At 65.9% G+C, this 19408-nt stretch carries 15 protein-coding genes and 1 pseudogene; 10 read left to right on the forward strand and 6 right to left on the reverse strand.

The genetic code is table 11. The features are described 5' to 3' along the window. Positions 1 to 177 precede the first annotated feature (177 nt). Positions 178 to 1638, reverse strand: a complete 1461-nt coding sequence (locus ACIBJG_RS37240; protein ID WP_399314586.1) for an NF041680 family putative transposase — start codon at positions 1636 to 1638, stop codon at positions 178 to 180. Between the two features lie 416 nt (positions 1639 to 2054). Between ACIBJG_RS37240 and ACIBJG_RS37245 the strand changes: the two genes are divergently transcribed. Next, positions 2055 to 2885, forward strand: coding sequence for an IS5 family transposase (locus ACIBJG_RS37245; protein WP_399314587.1), 831 nt, complete (start codon positions 2055 to 2057; stop codon positions 2883 to 2885). Here the strand turns inward: ACIBJG_RS37245 and ACIBJG_RS37250 are convergent. Next, positions 2803 to 3390: a hypothetical protein gene (locus ACIBJG_RS37250; RefSeq protein WP_399314588.1), complete on the reverse strand. Its 588-nt coding sequence runs from the start codon at positions 3388 to 3390 to the stop codon at positions 2803 to 2805. The two genes, ACIBJG_RS37245 and ACIBJG_RS37250, sit on opposite strands and share 83 nt — an antisense overlap. Before the next feature lie 389 nt (positions 3391 to 3779). On the opposite strand from ACIBJG_RS37250, the gene ACIBJG_RS37255 reads away from it, so the two are divergent. Continuing rightward, positions 3780 to 4862, forward strand: a complete 1083-nt coding sequence (locus tag ACIBJG_RS37255; protein WP_399314589.1) for an IS110 family transposase — start codon at positions 3780 to 3782, stop codon at positions 4860 to 4862. Positions 4863 to 5012: 150 nt separating this feature from the next. On the opposite strand, the pseudogene ACIBJG_RS37260 reads toward ACIBJG_RS37255, so the two are convergent. Both ACIBJG_RS37260 and ACIBJG_RS37265 read right to left on the reverse strand, forming a co-directional pair. Further along, a pseudogene (locus tag ACIBJG_RS37260) lies at positions 5013 to 5540 on the reverse strand (transposase family protein); the annotation flags it as partial. Positions 5541 to 5792: 252 nt separating this feature from the next. Further along, positions 5793 to 7310: a trypsin-like serine protease gene (locus ACIBJG_RS37265; protein ID WP_399314591.1), complete on the reverse strand. Its 1518-nt coding sequence runs from the start codon at positions 7308 to 7310 to the stop codon at positions 5793 to 5795. A 703-nt stretch (positions 7311 to 8013) separates the two neighbouring features. Here ACIBJG_RS37265 and ACIBJG_RS37270 point away from each other — a divergent pair. From ACIBJG_RS37270 to ACIBJG_RS37305, 8 genes are all read left to right on the forward strand, one after another. Then, positions 8014 to 8406 carry a hypothetical protein gene (locus ACIBJG_RS37270; RefSeq protein WP_399314593.1) on the forward strand — a complete coding sequence of 131 codons (393 nt, stop codon included), beginning with the start codon at positions 8014 to 8016 and terminating at the stop codon, positions 8404 to 8406. Between the two features lie 591 nt (positions 8407 to 8997). Next, positions 8998 to 12942 (forward strand): polymorphic toxin-type HINT domain-containing protein, encoded by a 3945-nt coding sequence (locus ACIBJG_RS37275; protein WP_399314594.1) that lies wholly within the window; start codon positions 8998 to 9000, stop codon positions 12940 to 12942. Continuing rightward, on the forward strand, positions 12939 to 13418 hold the full coding sequence (locus ACIBJG_RS37280) for a hypothetical protein (RefSeq protein WP_399314596.1): 480 nt from the start codon (positions 12939 to 12941) through the stop codon (positions 13416 to 13418). Before ACIBJG_RS37275 ends, ACIBJG_RS37280 begins: the two co-directional genes overlap by 4 nt. A gap of 152 nt (positions 13419 to 13570) precedes the next feature. Beyond that, positions 13571 to 13891, forward strand: a complete 321-nt coding sequence (locus tag ACIBJG_RS37285; RefSeq protein WP_399314598.1) for a hypothetical protein — start codon at positions 13571 to 13573, stop codon at positions 13889 to 13891. Positions 13892 to 14166: 275 nt separating this feature from the next. Further along, positions 14167 to 14550, forward strand: coding sequence for a hypothetical protein (locus ACIBJG_RS37290; RefSeq protein WP_206307984.1), 384 nt, complete (start codon positions 14167 to 14169; stop codon positions 14548 to 14550). A 20-nt stretch (positions 14551 to 14570) separates the two neighbouring features. Next, complete coding sequence (locus ACIBJG_RS37295; RefSeq protein ID WP_399314601.1) at positions 14571 to 15578, forward strand: IS3 family transposase; 1008 nt, start codon at positions 14571 to 14573, stop codon at positions 15576 to 15578. 121 nt (positions 15579 to 15699) lie between these two features. After that, positions 15700 to 16953 carry an IS256 family transposase gene (locus tag ACIBJG_RS37300; protein WP_399314603.1) on the forward strand — a complete coding sequence of 418 codons (1254 nt, stop codon included), beginning with the start codon at positions 15700 to 15702 and terminating at the stop codon, positions 16951 to 16953. Positions 16954 to 17003: 50 nt separating this feature from the next. Next, positions 17004 to 17234 (forward strand): DNA-binding protein, encoded by a 231-nt coding sequence (locus ACIBJG_RS37305; protein ID WP_399314604.1) that lies wholly within the window; start codon positions 17004 to 17006, stop codon positions 17232 to 17234. Positions 17235 to 17305: 71 nt separating this feature from the next. Here ACIBJG_RS37305 and ACIBJG_RS37310 read toward each other — a convergent pair whose 3' ends face one another. Then, the gene (locus ACIBJG_RS37310) at positions 17306 to 18319 is read right to left on the reverse strand and encodes a hypothetical protein (RefSeq protein ID WP_399314606.1); all 1014 of its coding nucleotides are present in this window, start codon (positions 18317 to 18319) and stop codon (positions 17306 to 17308) included. Positions 18320 to 18383: 64 nt separating this feature from the next. After that, complete coding sequence (locus tag ACIBJG_RS37315) at positions 18384 to 19139, reverse strand: transposase family protein (protein ID WP_399314608.1); 756 nt, start codon at positions 19137 to 19139, stop codon at positions 18384 to 18386. Positions 19140 to 19408 lie beyond the last annotated feature (269 nt).

Raw genomic sequence — 19408 nt, forward strand, 5'->3', positions numbered from 1 at the left:
ACTCGACCGTTCAAGGTCCCTGGGCTGAGTGCCCGGCAGTACTGTGAGGCCGGCTGCGCGGGCCGCAGCGACGAAGTCTTTCCGGTGGGACTCGACCCGCTCGATGAGCGGGTCCCGAACCCATCCACCGATCAGTTGGTCCCGCATGGCTGGGCATCGGTCGACTAAGCTTGAGATTTATCCTCGCCCGCTCGGATTCGAAACGGCCTCATGGTCGTGTTCGGCTCCGTGCCGGTGTTGTTGCCCCACGTCAGGGCGTGGAGCGCGGTATGTGTTGCGACGGCCGGGAGGGCGACCAGGTCCCGGCGTTGTGGGTTTGCTCACGACGGCCGGGCTGGGCATGCCGGGCCGGAGGTGGCGAAACCCGCGCCGCACTCGGGTGGGCGACAACTGCCGGGCGGGCTTGGGGCGTTCCCAGGGGCGACGGCGGTCCTCCGCGAGGGGGCGGGCGAGGCGAAGCTGGGTGTAGGCGGCGATCACGAGCCAGGTCCACAGGTCGGCCGACTCCGGGTCGCGGACGCGCGGTGCGGTCCAGCCCAGGACCTGCTTGAACAGCCGAAAGGTGTGTTCAAGATCGAATCGCCGCAGGTAGGCGGACCACAGTCGGTCGAGGTGGCGTGCGGCGGTCCCGGTGCGCGAGGACCACAGCCATAGCGGGTTCGGGCGGCGGCCGGTGGGCAGGCGCTGGACGGTGAGGCGGATCAGCGTGCCGTGCAGGATCGGCAGTTCCTCGCCGGGATCAACGTCGGTGGCCCAGGGGCCGCGGCGCTGGAGCTGCTGGTGCATGCGGTCCCAGCCGTGGGCAGCGGCCGGCCCGTAGCGGTGGGTGTCGTTGCGGGTGTGCAGGTCGGCCTCACGCCAGGTGTCGGGGGCGGCGAGGGTGAGACGTCGGCCGTGGCGTGCGGGGCGGCCGCCCTTGGGTCGGTAGACAGGCTCTCCGGGGTCGTCGTAGTAGACGCGGTCGGATCGGATACGGGCCACGAGCTCGATGGGCAGGTCGGCCAGGAGCCAGGCCAGTCGCGTGGCGTCGTAGCCGGAGTCCAGGACGACGAGCACATCCGGGTCACCCTCGCCGAGGTGGCCGGCGTGGGTGAGGCGGGCGTGGACCTCGCGGAGCTGGTCGGCAGTCAGCTCAGTCAGATCGTCGCCAGGTGTCACGCGGACCGCGTCCAGGATGGCGGTCCAGGACGTGCGGCCGGGCTCGACGGCAGCGACGAAGGAGTAGGGCCAGCCCGGGACGTTCTGTCCGGTGTTCGCGCCGTAGCCGGTGACGTGGCAGAACCTGCGTTCCGGGCTGGTGTCCGCGTCCGGTCGCAGCCACGATGTGACGTCCACGGCCAGCACGATACGCCCGTCCTCGCCCTTGGGCACCGGGGCGGTGGCCAGCAGGGCCCGCAGGCGCACCGTCTCCACCCATCCGGTGTTGACCGCGTCGTACAGGGCGCCGTGTCCGCGCCGGAACTCCGGCTCGAGCGCCAGCTCCACCAGTGAGCGCACCGGCCCGTCGGCACACAGCACGGCATCAGTCAGCTCGAAGAGTGCGTCCGCGCGCCGGTACAGGCACGCGTAGTAGCCCAGGCGGAAGCGGGAAAGCGCTCCTGCCGGTTCGACACCGCACAGGCAGTCCGCAATACTCATGTCAACGGCCGTTCTGGTTCCGGGAGTTAGTTACCCCGTGAACCTGAACGGTCGTCTGCACGTCACGGCCCTCAGCTCATCCAGCCACCGCCCGGACATACCTCGGCTCGAACACGCAGCGAGCGAGGATAAATCTCAAGCTAAGTGCGTTGTGACAAACCGGATCTCGTTCGAAGCCCGCGGTGGGGGTGATCATTCGGACAGAGATGCCGGTGCGGTCGTGGGCATAGAGAAACGGGCCCCTTGGTAGTGACGTGGTTGTTGAGGCCGGTCACGAGCAAGGAGGCCCGTTGTCGGACGAGTTGACCATCTCTGCTGTGCCTGCGTCCACTGCGGTCACCCTTGGGTGTGACTGCTACGTGCACCGGTTCGGTTCGATCGCTGCGGGGCGGCGGGCAGGCTGCTATCCGAGTGACATGACGGACGCGGAGTGGGCCGAGGTCCGCTCCGTGATGCCGGTGCCGGCCTGGCTCCTGAAGCGGGGCGGGCGCCCGGAGGCGTTTTGCCATCGCGAGATACTCGACGCGGTGCGCTACCTCGTCGACAACGGTGTGAAGTGGACGGCTCTGCCAGTCGACTTCCCGTACTGGCGGGCGGTCTACGATTTCTTCCGCCGCTGGCGGTCCTACGACTACGTGCGTGAGCTGTACGAACGCCTGCGACGCTCGGCGAGGGAACGCTCAGGCCGCAACGCCGAGCCCAGTGGGGGGATCATCGACAGTCAGTCGGTGGACGCCTCCGAAACCGTCGGTGAGGACAGTCGCGGATACGACGGCGGCAAGTCATGTGACGGCCGCAAGCGCCACATCCTGACCGACACAGAGGGCCTGCTCCTGGAGGTCACCGTGACCACAGCGGATGTGCATGACTCCAAGGCCGCCCCGGCGCTGCTGGAGGCATTCATGGAACAGCCGGGCCGGCTGCTGAAACTGGTGTGGGTCGACAGCGCCTACCAGGGTCCGGCGCTGGCGAAGGCGTTCGCCCGCCACGGGGTGCGGATCGAGGTCGTGCGCCGGTCCGACGGACAACGCGGCTTTGTCGTACTGGCCCGCAGGTGGGTGGTGGAGCGAACGCTGAGCTGGCTCTCCCGCTCACGCCGCCTCAACCGCGACCACGAACGCCGCCCTGACCACCACGCCCAGATGGTGTGGTGGGCCGCCGTGATCAGGCTGTCCCGGCGCCTGGCCGCAGACGCTCCGCGCTGGCCGGAGAAGCGTCCCGAGCGACTGCTCCCGGCGTCGGCATGAACCGTCCGTCCTCCGCCCGCAGCAGCCAGCCCCGCTTCTCCAGCGCATAGGCACGGTGACGGATCTTCTCCACCTCGTTCTTGATCTCCGCTTCCCGGCCCACCGCCCGGGTCAGCTCTACCCCGTTCACCGGCCCCGAAGCGGCCACCACCGCGGCGAACACCTCCCGATACACGCCGTTGAGCACCTCCTCACCGATGCCCGGCCGCCACACCGGCGGCCGCCCACCATGCACCGGGCCTGAACCGTTCGGTCCCCCAGTGGCAGCCACCTCACCACCAGACGGCACAGAAACCGGCGTATTCACCGCGCTCTCCTCGGCCAGCACCGACACCAGCTCCTCACGCCCCACCCGGGCCCGCTCGACCCGCTCCCGCGCGGCATCCACCTCCGCCTGAGCCTGCTCGAGGACCTCCGTCCAGGACTCCAGCTCCTGCCTCGCCCGCGCCTCACGCCGCTCCATCAACCCCAGCACCGACGGCATCGCAACCTCCTCGATCGACAACAAGCCGTCCGCTGTCTGCCCCTACCCCTCCGCGGCCATGCCCCGCACACGAAGAAGTCCCTGCTCATCGAACAGGGACTCCCTTTGCCACAACGCACTGATCCACTTCTCCCGATCGGCCCGTCTGCCATGCCCGTGGCCGCTGCCCACCCGATATCGCTGACTGCTGCCGAGCGGCACCGGCTCAAGAAGATGGCCTACGGCCACAAGACTCCCTGACTTGTTCAATTGAGCCCAGATGCTCGGTCTGCAGCCGTAGCGTCCAGGGTGTCGGTCGGCACGGGCCCGCAGTGCTCATTGCCGCCCTGCTGGGGTTGGCTCACTGGTAGCGTGCCGCCGCCGGCCGACACCCGCGCGGTGTGGCTCGACAGAGGCGTGAAGGTGACGCAGTGACCGCACTCCCGTCCCTGTCTCTTCGAGTGCGAGGCCAGCATCCCGTGATCCTGATCGGTGTCGATCCCCACAAGTCGTCCCACACTGCCGTCGCCGTTGACCCTGCCTGCCATCAGGTGGCCCAGCGCCGGTTCGTCGTCAATGCCAGGACCTTCCGCCAGCTGATGCGCTGGTGTGCGCAGTGGCCCGAGCGGCGCTTTGCCATCGAAGGCGCCAGCGGGCTCGGCCGTTCGCTGGCCCAGCAACTGGCCGCGGCGGGTGAGAACGTCGTCGACGTACCCTCGACCCTGTCGGCTCGGGCCCGGCTCCTGGCCACCGGCGGAGACCGCAAGACCGATGCCGCGGATGCCCTCCACGTCGCCCAGGTCGCTCTGTTCCGGCAGGACTTGCATCCGGTGGTCCAGGAGGACCAGACCACGATCCTGCGGCTGCTGACCGAGCGGCGAGACGACCTGGTTCACGAGCGCACCCGCGTCCTCAACCGCCTCCACGCCGTTCTTCGCGATCTCTTGCCCGGCGGGGCACCCACCGGCTTGTCGGCCGACAAGGCTGCCGCCTCGATGAAGGGCATCCGGCCGGTCACGGCCACCGACAACTGCCGCCGGGACATAGCCCGTGACCTGCTGGCTGACCTGCGCCGACTGGACCGGCAGGTCAAGGACGACGAAGCCGAAATGCGCGAGGACGTGGCCGCGACCCGCACCACGCTGACCACCCTGCCGGGCCTGGGCACCGTGCTGGCCGCAAAGGTCATCGGCCACATCGGGGACGTCAGCCGGTTCCCCACCGAGCACCACTTCGCGAGCTACACGGGCAGCGCACCCCTGGACGCCTCCAGCGGCAACAACGTCCGCCACCGGCTCAACACCGGTGGCAACCGCGCGTTGAACTCGGTGCTGCACACCATCGCCGTCTGCCAGATCCGCGACGGCGGGCGCGGGCAGGACTACTACCTCCGCAAGATCGCTGAGGGGAAGACACCATCCGAAGCCCGCAGAGCGCTCAAACGACGCCTGTCCAATGTGGTCTACCGGATCATGAAACGCGACCAACGACACCACCTCGCTCAAGCCGCTTGACACACAGAGGCGCTATGAAGTCACGATGCCCCTGGCCGGCCACGTGCGATGGCGTCACCGGCAGATCGACGGATCAAGGCAAGGACACGGAATTCCGGTCAGTCAGCCCAAGGGACAGACCTGTCGGTGACGCCACCACCCATCATCACTGTCCGCCCAGCACTTCAGCTCCGCTGCGGTGAGCGCATCGATGATCCCGTGAGTCCGTGCGGCGGTCAGGTCGTGGACGGACCCGGGCAGGGCGGGGGACGCCCACAACAGCCGACCGAACGGATCGGTGAGGACCTGAACGTTCATGCCGTGACGCTTGTGATTCCCGGAGCAGTACGGGGTGTCGGCGGCGATCCGGTCGATCGGCAGGAGGGTGCCGTCCAGGATCACGAACGCCTTGCTCCGGATGGTCTTCATCGCCTCGGTCAGGGTCGGGGCGAGGGCGGCCAGGACGTCGATTACCTCGCGTATGTAGCGATAGACCGTCGCGATGCCGATGCGGAACCCGGCGGCGAGCTGGGCATAGGTATCGCCGCACCGCAGGTGAGCCAAGGCGAGCAGGGCCTGTCGTCCTGCGGGCAGACGCCGCTGGCGCGTCCCGATCTCCCACCGCCGGGCATGCAGCCGAGCGCTCAGGTACCGCAAGGTGCGGCTGGACAGATCAATCGACGACGGGTAGACAAGCACGCGAAGCTCCTGGTGGGGCACGGTGGATCTTGGTCGTGACACCTCCTACCAGGAGCTTCATCGCGTTGCAGAGCCGCCCAACTGGCGGACATCGCAGACAGGTTGGAATCAGCTCACTCATTACATAACCGCCCGACTCCAGCAGGGCCGAGCTGCCGGGCCGCTTTGCGCCTCGCGGCCCGGAATCAGCTCCGCCCCCCCGATTCGACGAACCTACTCAATAGGCGCCGAACTCAACTCAAACAGCGACCTTCAGGAGGCGGGTCGCATGGCGATTCCCTTGTTGAGGACGCCGGCGCCGGTTCCCGTGTACAGGACCAGAGTTGACTGGCCACCGACGGCGGCAATGTCGCCCTTGTTGTCGCCGTTGAAATCGCCGCCGATGATGCGCTTCATCGGGGTCCAACTGTTGTCGGGCCACAGCTTCTTAGCCAAGTCCAGCCCACCCGTGGCCTTGCCGGCGTACCAGTTGAGGCTGCCGTCATCGCGAACCGCGGTGAGGTCGTCGCGGCCGTCAGCGTTGATATCTGCGGTGCCGGTGAGCCGAGTCTTGGCCCAAGTGGCGTCCGGCCACATCTTGATCTTCTCTTCGGTCAGTACACCATCGACGCCGGTGTAGTAGCCGTACAGATTTCCGTCGCCCCATTGGGCCACTAGACCATCACGCCCGTTGAACTTGTACCGGGTCACCTGCTCAATGGTCTTCCACGAGGTGTCGTGCCACATCGGCTTGGACTTGTTGAGGATTCCGGTGGCGGTGCCGGTGTACAGGTTCAGGGAACCGTCGCTGCGGATGGCGGCGATGTCGCCGTTCCCGTCGCTGTTGAAGTCACCGCCGATGATCTGCTTCATCGGCCCCCACGTGTTGTCGTTCCACAATTCGCGGCCGTACTCCAAGGTCCCGTCGGGCTTGGCGTAGAAGGCGTGCAACGAACCGTCAACCAGCACTGCGGCGACATCGGTACGGCCGTCACTGTTGAAGTCGGCAGAGGCGACCAGATCGCTCAGGTCACCGGTTCCCAGGTCGCGGTTGACAGTCTGCGTGACCCAGTTTGCGTCGACGGCGGAGAACAAGGCATCCGTGCTGGTCGCCTCGGAGCCGAAGCACCCTCCCTGCATGGAGCGGCTGTTGACGGCCACGAGCTCAAGGGCGCCGCCCTTGTCATGAAGCAAGGGACTGCCGGCGTCCCCGGCGCAGATAGCGGCGTCACCCTGGCCGGTGACGCTAACGTCCGAAGCAGTGACCGCGGTGGCGGTAAATGCTCCCTGGTGGCGTTGGACGGGAACCCAGTCACTCTTAGTGCGCCCAAAACCAACGGCCGTAAGAGTGTCCCCCACGGCGGCCGCCGTGGGGGCGAGCGGCACTGGCACGATGTCCAGGACAGCCTTGTCGAGGCGGGCCATCACCATGTCGCGCCCCGGGCGCGGAACGAGTTCCACGACCTCCCGGACGTAGCCGTTTGCGACAGTGGAGTCAGCCCGGCCAACGGTGGCCCTGGTGAGCTGCTGGGGCTTGCCGGCCGCCAGAGCGGTGGCCTGAGTGGGGTCGTCGGCGAAGCAGCTGGCCGCGGTGAGCACCCACTGCGGATCCACGAGTGCACCTGTGCAGGCGCGGTAGTCCGTGCCAATAGTCAACCGGGCGGTGAAGTCCAGCTTCGCGTCGTTGGTCGGAGCTCCTGCAGTCGCGTAAGCCGGGCTCGAGAGCAGGGTTCCGACTATCAGGGTGGCGGATAGTCCAGTGACCCAGACGGGACGGGTGAGGCGAGGCATGATGAGTCCTTGCGTACGGGGGTTGTGAACTGGTGGTTCCAGTAAGGACATTGAGCGCAGCAGTGAGTCGCTGGAGCGCAGCGTTACGGCCTCTCCGGGAAGAGAGGCATTAGAGGCGCGGGCGCCGATCTACTGATCGAAGGGAGCCCGCCCTTCCCGCTTTCACGGCTGACCTTCTGGCTGATTCGCAGTAGGCATTCCGGGCCAACGACGTGCAGAGCATAGCCCGTTCATGCCAGCCCTGAACAGGTGACCCATTCGCGAGTCCGAGTCCGAGTGACGACTCGTTAGCTTTTCTTTATCGAACTTCATACAACCATCAACGACTGTGCCCGGCGTCACAGATGGGGCAGACCCTCGTGCACCATTTGCGCAGTTCGTGAAACACGAAGGCCAGGTGAGCGTGGTTACATCAGGGGGAAATCGAGCAGCCCTGCGGGGCGTGAGCTGTCTGTTGCCATGCTTGGAAGAGGGGTGCGTCAATCCCCGCCCCTTCCATGCTTGTGCGTGAATTTCGCACCTGCTTACTTCCGGCGTAGACATGTGGGGATGACAAATGAGGGAGTGGGTTGCAGTGCGCGTAATGTTCCATCGGAATAGAGTCTTGGGCACCACGGTGGCGGCGATAGTCGCAAGTACCCTGGTGTGGTTCGGAATCGGGGGCAGCGCTTCCGGAGGGCAGCACGACGAGACAAGTAGTGCCATGCTCGCTACTGAGGGGGATCCGGGGTATACCGTGGAGGACTTCAAATACCCCAACGCCGACAAGATTCTGGCGGAGCAGAACATCATCCTCAAGCGGGGTGACGGGCACATCACGCTCGCCGACTGCGTGAGCGGCACTGGGCAGTTGGAAATCTGGCCCCGCGAGAAGGACAAGGTCTGCTTCCGGGTTGTCGGCAACTCGGGGTGGCTGACGATGGAGATCCCTTCCGTCTACGTGATACGTGGAAACGACTACACGACCGAGGTCGACATGACGGTCGGAAGCGAGCAGAAGAGCTTCGACATCGATCAGAACGCCTGGACTTCCGTCGGAGAGGGTGCGGACCCGGGCCGTGAATACCTCCTCATGGAGATCCGGTCCTCCAAGTAGGTCCGAAAGCCGGATGTCAGCTGTCGTCTCTGAGCAACATCAGGCACGAATCCTCCCCCCGTCCGGCCGGCCGACACCCCAGAGTGACACGGCTTCCGTACGGGCAGCAGGCTCGATGGCGCTTTGTTCCACGCCCGCAGCTGCTGCAAGCGTCACGTGTTCTCCGAGTGCGTCGTTGGCGACTGCGACTGCGACCGCGACTGTTCGCGTTCTGGTGGATCCCGATTGCTTACTCACCGGTGCAGGTTGAAACGCCCGCGCCATCGGCTGCCCCGATCTCAGAGGGTCTCAGGGGCCGACACGCGAGGCTATGCAGCCCGAACCGCGATGTGGTGCTGCACGTCTGAAGTACCCGGTCATCAATGTCACACGCCACAGCGCCTGTCGCCCGCGCCGGCTTCGACGCTCGCTGAGCCATGGGCTGCATCGTGAAAGACACACATAGATAGGCCAAGTGCCCCGAAGGATCCGATTCTTCGGGGCGTTGTCCTTCGACGACTGTACTAAGCATCCGAACCATGCCGCGCAGTGGCAGTACTGGCTTCGGGATGCAAAGCCCCACCTAAGTATCGACCGATAAGGAGTAATACCTTGAATGCCAGATGGCTAGCCGTGCCCGGCTGGCGCGGCGTGGTGGCCACCCTAATTGCCCTGGTGATGGTGCTGGGCATCAATCTGCGCCCTGCGGAGGCAGTGGACGGACCGCCGGAGTACGACCGATCCGACGTTCTCCTGGAATGGAGTCTCGGCGGCCCGGGTGTACAGCGAGCGGCCGTGGCGGCGCTGCTGGGTCCGGATGAAGGTATCGAGACCTTCATGGACGAGGAGCTGCCGGCCGCTCAGCTGGACGACCTGCGAGTGCAGGTTGCCCAGGTCTTGGCGATCGGCGGTCCAGCCGTACGCACGGCGGCCGACACCGCGCTGAGCGGGGGCGAGGAAGAGCTACAGGCATTCCTGGATGACACGTTCCTCCCGGCCCATGACGAGGATCTGCGCGTCCAGGTGGCGCAGGTGATGGCGTTCGGCGGTCCCGGCGTGAAAAAGGCGGCCAGTGCGGCGCTGGACGGGACAGCCGACGACTGGAAGGCATTCCTGGACAAGGGTCAGTACCGGGCCCGGGAGGATGACAACCGAGTCCGTGTCGCCCAACTGCTCTTCTCCGGCGGCCCGAACGTAAAGAAGCTCGCCGGCCAAGCCCTGGACGGTACGGCCGAGGACGTCCAGGACTTCCTCGACGACGGATGGGCAGTTGCCGCAGCCCGCGATCAGGAGACGCTCACCGTCACTCAGCTGGCCGACCTCGCTGACACTGCGCAGAAGCGTGCCAAGGAGCTCACCGAGACCGCCACGGAGGCTGCAGCCAGGGCGAATGCAGCCACGAAGGCAGCCAAGGCTGCCGCGCAGACTGCGGCTGCCGAGGCCCTGAAGTCCAAGGAATCGGCCAGCAAGGCGGCGGCAGCCGCATCTCGTGCAGCAGCCGCCGCCGACCGGGCCGCCCAGGCGGCGCGTACCGCGGTGTCCGCGGCAGCTGCGGCGAACGCGGCAGCACGGGTGGCCGCCTCCGCCGCGGCACAAGCGGCCTATGCCGCCACCCAGGCTGGGGGCGCTGCTTCTACGGCCAGGTCCGCAGCCGCTTCTGCGGCGGGTGATGCCGCGAAGGCCCAGCAGGCTCGGCAAGCTGCCCAGAAGGCTCGTGACGTGGCCAAGGGAGCTCGCAAGGCCGCTGACGCTGCTGATCAGGCCGGGATCGCGGCCGACAACGCAGCGAAGGCAGCCGCAGCCGCATCCAGCGCTGGTGTCAATGCTGCCGCGGCGGCCGAGGCGGCAGCCAATGCGGGTGTGTGGGCCGGAGAAGCAGGTGCCAAGGGCGATGAGGCAGCCTCGGCTGCGGCCAGGGCCAGGCGGCTCGCTGGTCAGGCCACTCGCGCCGCAAGCGCGGCACAGTCCAACGCCAAGCAGGCCGGCACTGCCGCACGGGAGTCGCGAGACGCGGCCAACGACGCGGCCACGCATGCCGAGGCAGCGGCCACCGCGGCGGACAAGGCAGCGGACGCGGCCGGCAATGCGGTCGATGCCGCAGGGGACGCCACCAACGCCGCGAACGAAGCCACCAAGACTGCTAACAACGCGGTGCTGGCAGCAGAACAGGCGTCCACCGTAACCGCCCTGGCTCGCACAGCAGATGCCGAGCGGCTGGCGGAGCAGCAGGACGAGGCGGTACTGGAAGCAGATGAGGCGAGCCGCGCCCACGACGCCGAGGTAGCTACCGCCGAGTGGGAGGTGGGCCGTCTCCAGCAGCTCAACTCCGAGACGCAACAGCTGCTGAAGGACGCCGCCGAGACCACCGACCAGACGGTCACGGCCGCCAAGGGCCGGCAGGCGGCAGTGACCCTGCTGAGCAGCGGTGGGACATGGGTGCAGGACGCCGCCGAGGAAGCATTGTCCGGAACGGACGAAGACGTTGCCGAATTTGTGCGCACCAGACTGTCGGTGGCCCTCGAACAGGACGACCGCGCCAGCGTGGCACACATCGCGTTGACCACTGAGATTCCCGCGCAGCGTCAAGCCGCCCTGGACACTGTGGACCAGCCGGTCGACCGAGTTCGGGAATTCCTTCGGACCCGCGCCTACCCGGGCAAGGAGGACGACGACCGCGTGGCCCTGGCACAGATCGCAGCCCAGGGTGGGCCTGGAGTGAAGGCCGCCGCCAGCAAGGCGTTGGACGGGACCGCGTCAGACGTCGCTGAGTTCCTGCAGACCGGACAGTACGAGGCGCAAGAGGACGACGATCGTGTGGCGGTCGCCCAAGCCCTCGCAAGCGAAGGACCCGAAGTCCAGGCCGCAGCGCAGGCCGTATTGTCTGGCCCCCCGTCCAGGCTCCGTCCCTTCCTGGAGCTGGGGCTGTACAAGGCACGGCAGAGAGACGCCAACGCAGTAGCCCACATCTCCGAGGTCAGCACCCTGGTCAGCGCCACCTACAAGTCCGCGTGGCTGGCGCAGAAGGACGCCGCCGAAGCGCAGAAGGTAGCCGCGCAGGCTCGCAAGGACGCTCAGGAGGCCATCAACACATGGTTGACCAAAGCGCAAGACGCCAAGGCTGAGGCAGACACGTACGCCGAGCAAGCGAACGATTCTGCGAACCAGGCGGCGACTTCCGCCGCAAACGCTGCCCAGTCCGCCAAGACGGCGCGCGCCGCGGCTGCCTCCGCCCAGCAGGACGCAGCGTCGGCCACTCGCTCCGCTGAAAGCGCCCAGCACTCCGCAGGAGTTGCACGGAGCTACGCCTATGAGGCCAACACATCCGCCTTCCAGGCCGGGCAGTCCGCTGCCGCCGCGGGTGAGGATGCCGCCGAGGCCGCCAATGCCTCCTCTGAGGCCATGAAAACCGCCGCAGACAAACTGACCGCGGAACTCAAAGCCCAGATAGAGCAGGAGCTCCAGGAAGCAAGCAAGCCGGTCACGGATGCGGAACTGCGCAAGGCGCTTGAAAAACGGCTGGTCACGTACCGCGGAGATCTCCTCAAGAACGGAGAACTGAAGCCCGGCGAGACGCTCCTTGTCTGCGGCGGGGACGGCGCAGGAGGAATGGGATGCATCACCAGCACCTATCTCGACCGCCTGATCGCCTGGTACGTAGACGCCGAAGGGATTGAAGCCTGCCTTAACGACCCGAAACCTTCCTGCTTCACGGGACTCGCCCTGGCAGCTCTCAAGATCAAGGCCCTAAAGAAGCTCCCGTGCCCGAAGAACAGCTTCGCCCCAGGCACGCGGGTGCTGCTCGGTGATGGCCAAACGAAGGCCATCGAGAACATCCACGTCGGCGAGAAGGTCCTCGCCACCGACCCAGTGTCCGGACGTACCCAGGCGGAGCCAGTCCAGGCGACCATCACCGGGCAGGGCGAGAAGTCGCTCGTGAAGGTCACCGTCGCGGCCGGCGGGTCGGGACGGGACGGGACGGTGACCGCAACAGCGGGGCACCCGTTCTGGGTCCCGGACGCCCGGGCATGGAGCGACGCCGGAAGCCTCAAGCCCGGCATGCAACTGATGGCACCAACCGAAGCGCGCCCACAGGTGACTGCGGTGAAGTCCTGGACCGCGCAGAACCAGCGCGTCCACAACCTGACGGTCTCCGAACTTCACACGTACTACGTCGTAGTGGGCAAGACACCTGTACTCGTTCACAATGCAGGTTGCCCCATAGGCTTCACGGCCGACACAGTCGCGGATGCCTTCAAGGACATGAACAAGGGTGGCGGCCACGCCATCCGCCACCTGATCAAGGATGGGTTGATCCCGAACAAGGGAAGCGTCGCCTCCCAAGTAGAGTACTTCAAGAACAACTTCTCACAGATCCTGACATCACCGGAAAAGACGTTCGATTGGAAGATCGGCGGTACCCAGGCAAGGGGCTTTGCGCGAAAGGTCAACGGTAAGGTAGTAGTGATCTTCGTGGCTAAAGAGGGGCAGTACGCTGGAAAGGTGCTTAGCTCGATGGTGCCAGGCGCAAAGAACATGACGAAGTGGGGTCTCTGGTGAACGACATCGAAGAAGCCATCAGCTGGAGTGGCCCTGCCGTCATCGCCCTGTTTACGCTCGGGGCATCCGATTCCGCCCTGCCGGCGGGAGAGCTCGAGATGGCAGGCATGAAGCCGGACGAAGTCGAAATATTCCGGCTCGGCCCGGATCCCGAGGGCCACCGAGGGGTTATCCAGGAGTACGACCTCACCTTCGAAGACATCAGCCACGACTTCGCCCCTTACCTTCGGGAGTGCTTGCGGAAAGCCTCTACGGAAGCGAAAGGGATCGCGTGGCTGGCGTTCGAAGGCTCCTTCCATTACGACCACTTGTTCACGCAAGACATCGCGGACAAGATCTACGGCTATTGCGTCCTGGACGGCACTCCCGTAGCGATTTGGGATGATGCGATCTTGAAGAGTGATCGGTGGAAGCACGAGATTGCCGAAGTGCGCGCTTCCATGGAGCGTGCGTTCCCGATGCGCCAGAAGGACTAACCGCCGGAAGACTAGCCCTCCCCCGGTTACGCCCGGGGGAGCGCTAGTCTTCGTGCCAGGTCCGGCATGTCAGGCAGTCGCCTCGCCCCACGCCGAAGCTCGCCGCTTTCAACTCGGCGGCTCGCACCGTGGTTGCGCCGCCGAGGACGCGAGTGGAACACGAGATCAATGTGGGCGATCAGCCGCGCGTGCTCGCGGCGCTGGTGCGGCGATATAGCGGCGGATCCCCGGTTACCGAAACCGGGGATCCGCCGCACCCTTATATCTCCACCGCCATTGCCCAGTCCCGCCAGTTCCTCCCGAAAAGCGGGGCCGGCAGAAATCAGGACGACCTTGATCTGATCGATGGCTTGCGTACGCGCTTTCACCGCCGACGCCTTCGTGAGTCTGTACGCTTTCGCGATCTTTACCGGCCCGTCGCCCTACTTGGCCTGAGCGCGGGCCCGCCCGCTCAATACTGCTCGCGCCCATGATCAGTGACCGAAGACAGCTCGGGGTCTGGCCTTTCGCTCAGTTCGTCTGGGTGTCAAACAGGTCAGTACTTCCCACCTGCTCAGGGAGCATGCCTGACGGCGGCCCCGTAAGTACGAGGCCGTTGACACAATGCTTAGTTCGAGAGGAGCAATGCTCAAGACCTGTGGATCGGCCTCGGGAGGGGTGCCTCGCGGAACCCTCTCTGTCAGCCTTGGGTGAGACATCCCGCTCTGTCGGGTTAGCCTGAGAGGGCGCGACAGGAGAATCACCCCTTATGACCAGCACCGAACCGGCCGGGTCCGACCCGGCGCCGAGGCCGAAGCGCCGCACTTTTACCTCGGAATACAAGCTGCGGATCGTCGCCGAGTACGACGCGGCGCCCAGGAACGAGAAGGGCGCGGTCCTGCGCCGGGAACGGCTCTACCACTCACATGTCAAGGAGTGGCGGGCCGCCCGGGATGCCGGGGCCCTGGAGAACCTGGTCGACCGGCGGACGAGCCCGGCCCGTGCGAAGAAGTCCGCCGCGGAGGTGGAGAACGAGAAGCTGCGGCAGCAAGTGGCGCGGCTGGAGAAGGACCTGGCCCGGAACAAGGCCGCTCTCGAGGTGATGGGAAAAGCTTCCGCGCTCTTGGAAATGATCTCCGAGAGCGCGGACTGAAGCCTGCCGCCGGCCCGGTCGTGGACGAAGCGTTCACCGATGTCCAGGACCAGCTGGGCGTCTCGGCCGCGTGCCGGCTGACCGGCCGCTCCCGAGCCACCCACTACCGCAGTCTCAAACCCCCGACGGTCCGCGCACCCCGCTCCCAGGTGCAGGTGCAGCCCTCGGCCCTGACGGGCCAGGAGCGGGCCGCGGTACTGGAGTTGATGAACGGCGACGAGTACGCCGAGATGGCGCCCGCCCAGATCTGGGCCCGCGAGCTGGACGCCGGGCGCTATCACTGCTCGATCTCGACGATGTACCGGATCCTGCGCGAGCAAGGCCAGTCCGGTGAACGCCGACGGCAGGCCACCCATCCCGCCAGGGCGGTGCCCGAGCTGGTCGCCACCGGACCCTCGCAGGTGTTCACCTGGGACATCACCAAGGCAGCCGGACCGGCCAAAGGCGTCTGGTATCACGCCTACGTGATCATCGACATCTTCAGCCGGTACATCGTCGGCCACACCGTCGAGCGAGCTGAATCAGCGGTGCGGGCGGAGGAACTGATCCGCGAGACCATCGCCCGCAACGGCATCGTGCCCCAGACCGTGCACGCGGACCGCGGCACCTCGATGACATCGAAGAAGGTCTCCCAGCTACTGATCGATCTGGGCGTGACACGCTCGCACTCGAGGCCGAAGGTCTCCAACGACAACCCGTACAGCGAGGCCCAGTTCAAGACCACGAAGTACATGTCGGACTATCCCGAACGGTTCGATTCGCTGGCCCACGCACGCGAGTGGTTCGACGCGTTCATCGCGTACTACAACCATGAGCACCGGCACTCGGGTATCGGCTGGCACACGCCCGCCTCCGTCCACTTCGGGACCGCCGAGGAGGTCCGCGACCAGCGCGCCGTCACCCTCGCTCAGGCATACACCCGCCACCCCGAACGCTTCGGCCGCCGCCCCAGACCACCCGAGATACCTCAGATGGCCTGGATCAACGACCCGGCCAAACGGAGAGACCCCGCACCACAAACCTCATAGCGTCACGACCGTCTCACTGGACTTGAAATCTTCCGGAACGCGGAGGGCGTACCTTCCCGAGTGATCGATTGATGGTCACCGAGTAGACCCGCGTTGCACCGCGGGTCGGGAAGGCGCGGCCGTGCTCAGCGTAGTCAACGACGAGGGAACCACCGAGACCGGATCCCTGATGGACGACATCGTCCGTGAGGGTGCCCGGCGGATGCTCGCCGCGGCCCTGGAGGCCGAAGTCAACCAGTACATAGCCGAGTTGGCCGGTGAGAGGGACGAGGCCGGTCGCCGTCTGGTGGTCCGCAACGGTCATCATCCCGAACGGAAGGTGACCACCGCCGCCGGGTCGGTCGCGGTGAAGGTGCCTCGCGTGAATGACAAGCGTGTCGACGTGGAGACGGGTGAGCGCAAGCGGTTCTCGTCGAAGATCCTTGCGCCGTGGTGCCGGAAGTCTCCGAAGGTCAGCGAGGTCCTGCCTCTGCTCTACCTTCACGGACTGTCCTCCGGGGATTTCGTGCCCGCGATGGAGCAGTTCCTAGGCTCCTCGACCGGCCTCTCGCCGGCGACGGTGACCCGGCTGACGAAGCAGTGGGCCGAGGACCACACCGCCTTCCAGGCCCGCGACCTGTCGGATTCCGACTACGTCTACGTGTGGGCCGACGGCGTCCACCCCAAGGTCCGCCTCGGCCAGGCCCACTCCTGCGTCCTGGTCCTGATGGGCGTGCGCCCCGACGGCCGCAAGGAACTCATCGCGCTGGCCGAGGGGCTGCGTGAATCGACCGAGTCGTGGGCGGACCTGCTGCGCGACTGCCGCCGACGCGGCATGCGTGATCCCGAACTCGTCGTCGGGGATGGTGCGATGGGCCTATGGCGGGCCCTGGCGGAGGTTTTTCCGCAGGCGAGGCACCAGAGGTGCTGGGTTCACAAGGTCCGCAATGTCATGAATGCGCTGCCGAAGTCGGCCCAGCCCGGCGCGAAGAAGGCCCTGCAGGAGATCTACAACGCCGAGGACCGCGACCACGCCGAGAAGGCGGTCAAGGACTTCGAGCGCGCTTACGGCGTCAAGTGGCCGAAGGCGGCCAAGAAGGTCACCGACGAGACCGACGAGCTCCTCGCGTTCTACGACTTCCCCGCCGAGCACTGGGTGCACCTGCGCACGACAAACCCCATCGAGAGCACTTTCAGCACCGTGAAGCTGCGGACCAAGGTCACCCGCGGGGCCGGCAGCCCGGTCGCGGCCCTGGCGATGGTGTTCAAGCTCGTCGAGTCCGCCCAGGCCCGCTGGCGCGCGATCACCGCACCTCACCTCGTTGCCCTCGTCCGCAACGGCGCCCGCTTCAAGAACGGTCACCTCGTCGAACGCTCCGAAGCGGGGGCCGCCTGATGACACCGCGAGACGAGCGCCGCTACCCCAAGCTCCTGCGGGTTCCCCAGGTGGCAGACGATGTCTGGCTGTCCCAGCCCGAGGCCGCCCGCCAACTGGGCATCGCTCTCTTTCGCATCGGCGCACTCATCGCCTGCGGCCACCTGGCGCCCGCGGAGAACTCGGCCGGGAGGGCGGGCGTTACGATCACCAGCGTGCAGGCAGAGAAGACCTGGCGCGACAGCGCCGCATACCGCGCAAAAGCCCTTCGTCTCCTCAAGGACACGATCGGCTTCTTCTAACTAACCGGTCCACAGGTCTTGACGATTACTCGTTCGAGAGCCGCTACGAAATTTGGTTCAGCTCAGTATGCTCACACCTCAGACGTACCCCAGAGCGGATCCTCCGATGTGACCACCGCTCCCTCCCACGAACGCTCCGGCCAAGGCGTGCTCGGATTCCAGTCCTTCTTTTGGTTGTCGAGCAAATCGCGGATTCCATCGGCATTCGCTGCCCGGAGAGCTGACTCAATGACGAAGCCCCGAGCCCAAGAGTAGCCCGCCTCAGACAGTCCAGCGAGCGTGGCAGGAACGACATACCGCGGCAGTCCTGCCATGTAACGGTCTACACGGGGAACCATGGCGGCAAAGCGTGCGTAATTGGAATAGTCGATCCCCAGACTGATCATTCGCAGCGCTTTCGGTGATTCTTGCGCCATGTCCATGAGCTTGTTAATACCGCCTTCAATCGTCCCGAAGCCGATGTCAACATTCCGCACACGGTCGTGGTAGGCCAGCGTGGGGCCGAAGGCAAAGGGAACTTGCCGCCAGCCCCCGGCTTCGCTGTTCTCTGCGTACAACGTGAGCAGTTCCTCGAACGCCAGGTATAGTCCCGCCGCGGCCTGAACGTAGTCACCGGCCCCCGCGTGCGTATGTGCCTCACGTAGCAGCCTCGCTGTCTCCCCCTGGATGACCAAGTCGATCATGCCGATCTGATCGAAACCGACGCTGAAAATCTGAGGTGTGGCACTGGCAAAGAACTCGATTACCGCCTCCCGCGCCCGTTCGATGGTCGGGGCTGAAGGGAAGTTCCCGTGGTGCTTCAGGCTGATTCGGGCGTCGTTGAGCCGCTTCATGTGCGTCTTGCCCGGGAGTTCCATCGCCGGCTTGAGAATGCCCCAGTACTCCACAAACGTGATGCCGGGCTTGACCTCGATCTGGAGGTGCTCCGCCGCCAGCCCAAGGAAGTTCTCCACGGCATCGTGGAAGGACAACAATGCGCTCGATGACAGAGGCGCTGGCCGCCGACTCTGCTCAATGCCCTCCTGGTACAGGTATCTCACATAGGCCAACCGCTGGACGGTCAGCGCATTCAGGGGCTTCGCCACGTCAACTCCTGCTGTTGAGGGATTACTTGTCAGTCTGCACCCGGGCACGGAGCCTTTTCCAACCTCACGTTGATGCGTGATGAAGGACGAGGACGGCCTTCACGATGTAGGTGATCCGGTTAGTGCTGCAGCGGAGCTTCCGCAGGAGGCGCCAGCCCTTGAGAGTGGCCATGACCTGCTCGCCGAGGCAGCGGATCTTGGCGTGGCTGCTGTTGTGACGGCGCTTCCATCTCTTCAGGCGACGGCCCCGGAACGGGACCCGGACGGGTCCGCCCGCTCCTTGGTATACCTTGTCCGCCCAGCTCTTGAGCCGTGCACCGGTGAGTGCCTCGACGATGCCATGAGCACGGGGGGCGGTCAGGTCGTGCGCGGAACCTGGAAGGGCGGGCGAGGCCCACAGCAGCCGTCCGAACGGGTCGGTCAGGACCTGAACGTTCATCCCATGGCGTTTATGTTTGCCGGAGTCGTACGGGGTGTCGGCGGCAATCCGGTCGATCGGCAGGAGCGTTCCGCCGAGGATCACGAAGGCCGGCCGGCTCACGGTCCGCATGACCTCGGCCAGGCTCGGCGCGAGCGCGGCCAGAACCTCAATCGCCTCACGGATGTGGCGGAAGACCGTAGCGATCCCGATGCCGAACCCGGCGGCGAGCTGGGCGTAGGTATCGCCACAGCGCAGGTGGGCCAGGCCCAACAGGGCCTGACGGTCCGGCGTCAGCCGCCGCCACCGCGTGCCGACCTCACGACGGCGAGCAGCCAGGCGCTGAGCGAGGTACCGCAGATGCGTGCTGGACAGATCGATCGCCGATGGGTAAACAAGCACACAAAGCTCCTGGTCGACACGGGTGACCTTGGTCGCGAACCCGTCTACCAGGAGCTTCATCAGTTCGTACAGCCCGCCACCACCCCTCCACATCGTCAGATTGGAAATGGCTCACTGACACCGGCCTCTGCCCCGCGCGCGCTGGCCAAGGCCGCCGCCAGTCGTTGCGCCCTTAGCTTGACTCTGTCGGGGATCTTGGAGTTGTCGAGGTCAGGTGCCCAGGGTTCGCCAGGATTTCGGTCGGGGTAGCTCGCGCTGGTCGAGGTAGT

It is taken from the genome of Streptomyces sp. NPDC050422, from assembly GCF_044458665.1.
Classification (GTDB): domain Bacteria; phylum Actinomycetota; class Actinomycetes; order Streptomycetales; family Streptomycetaceae; genus Streptomyces.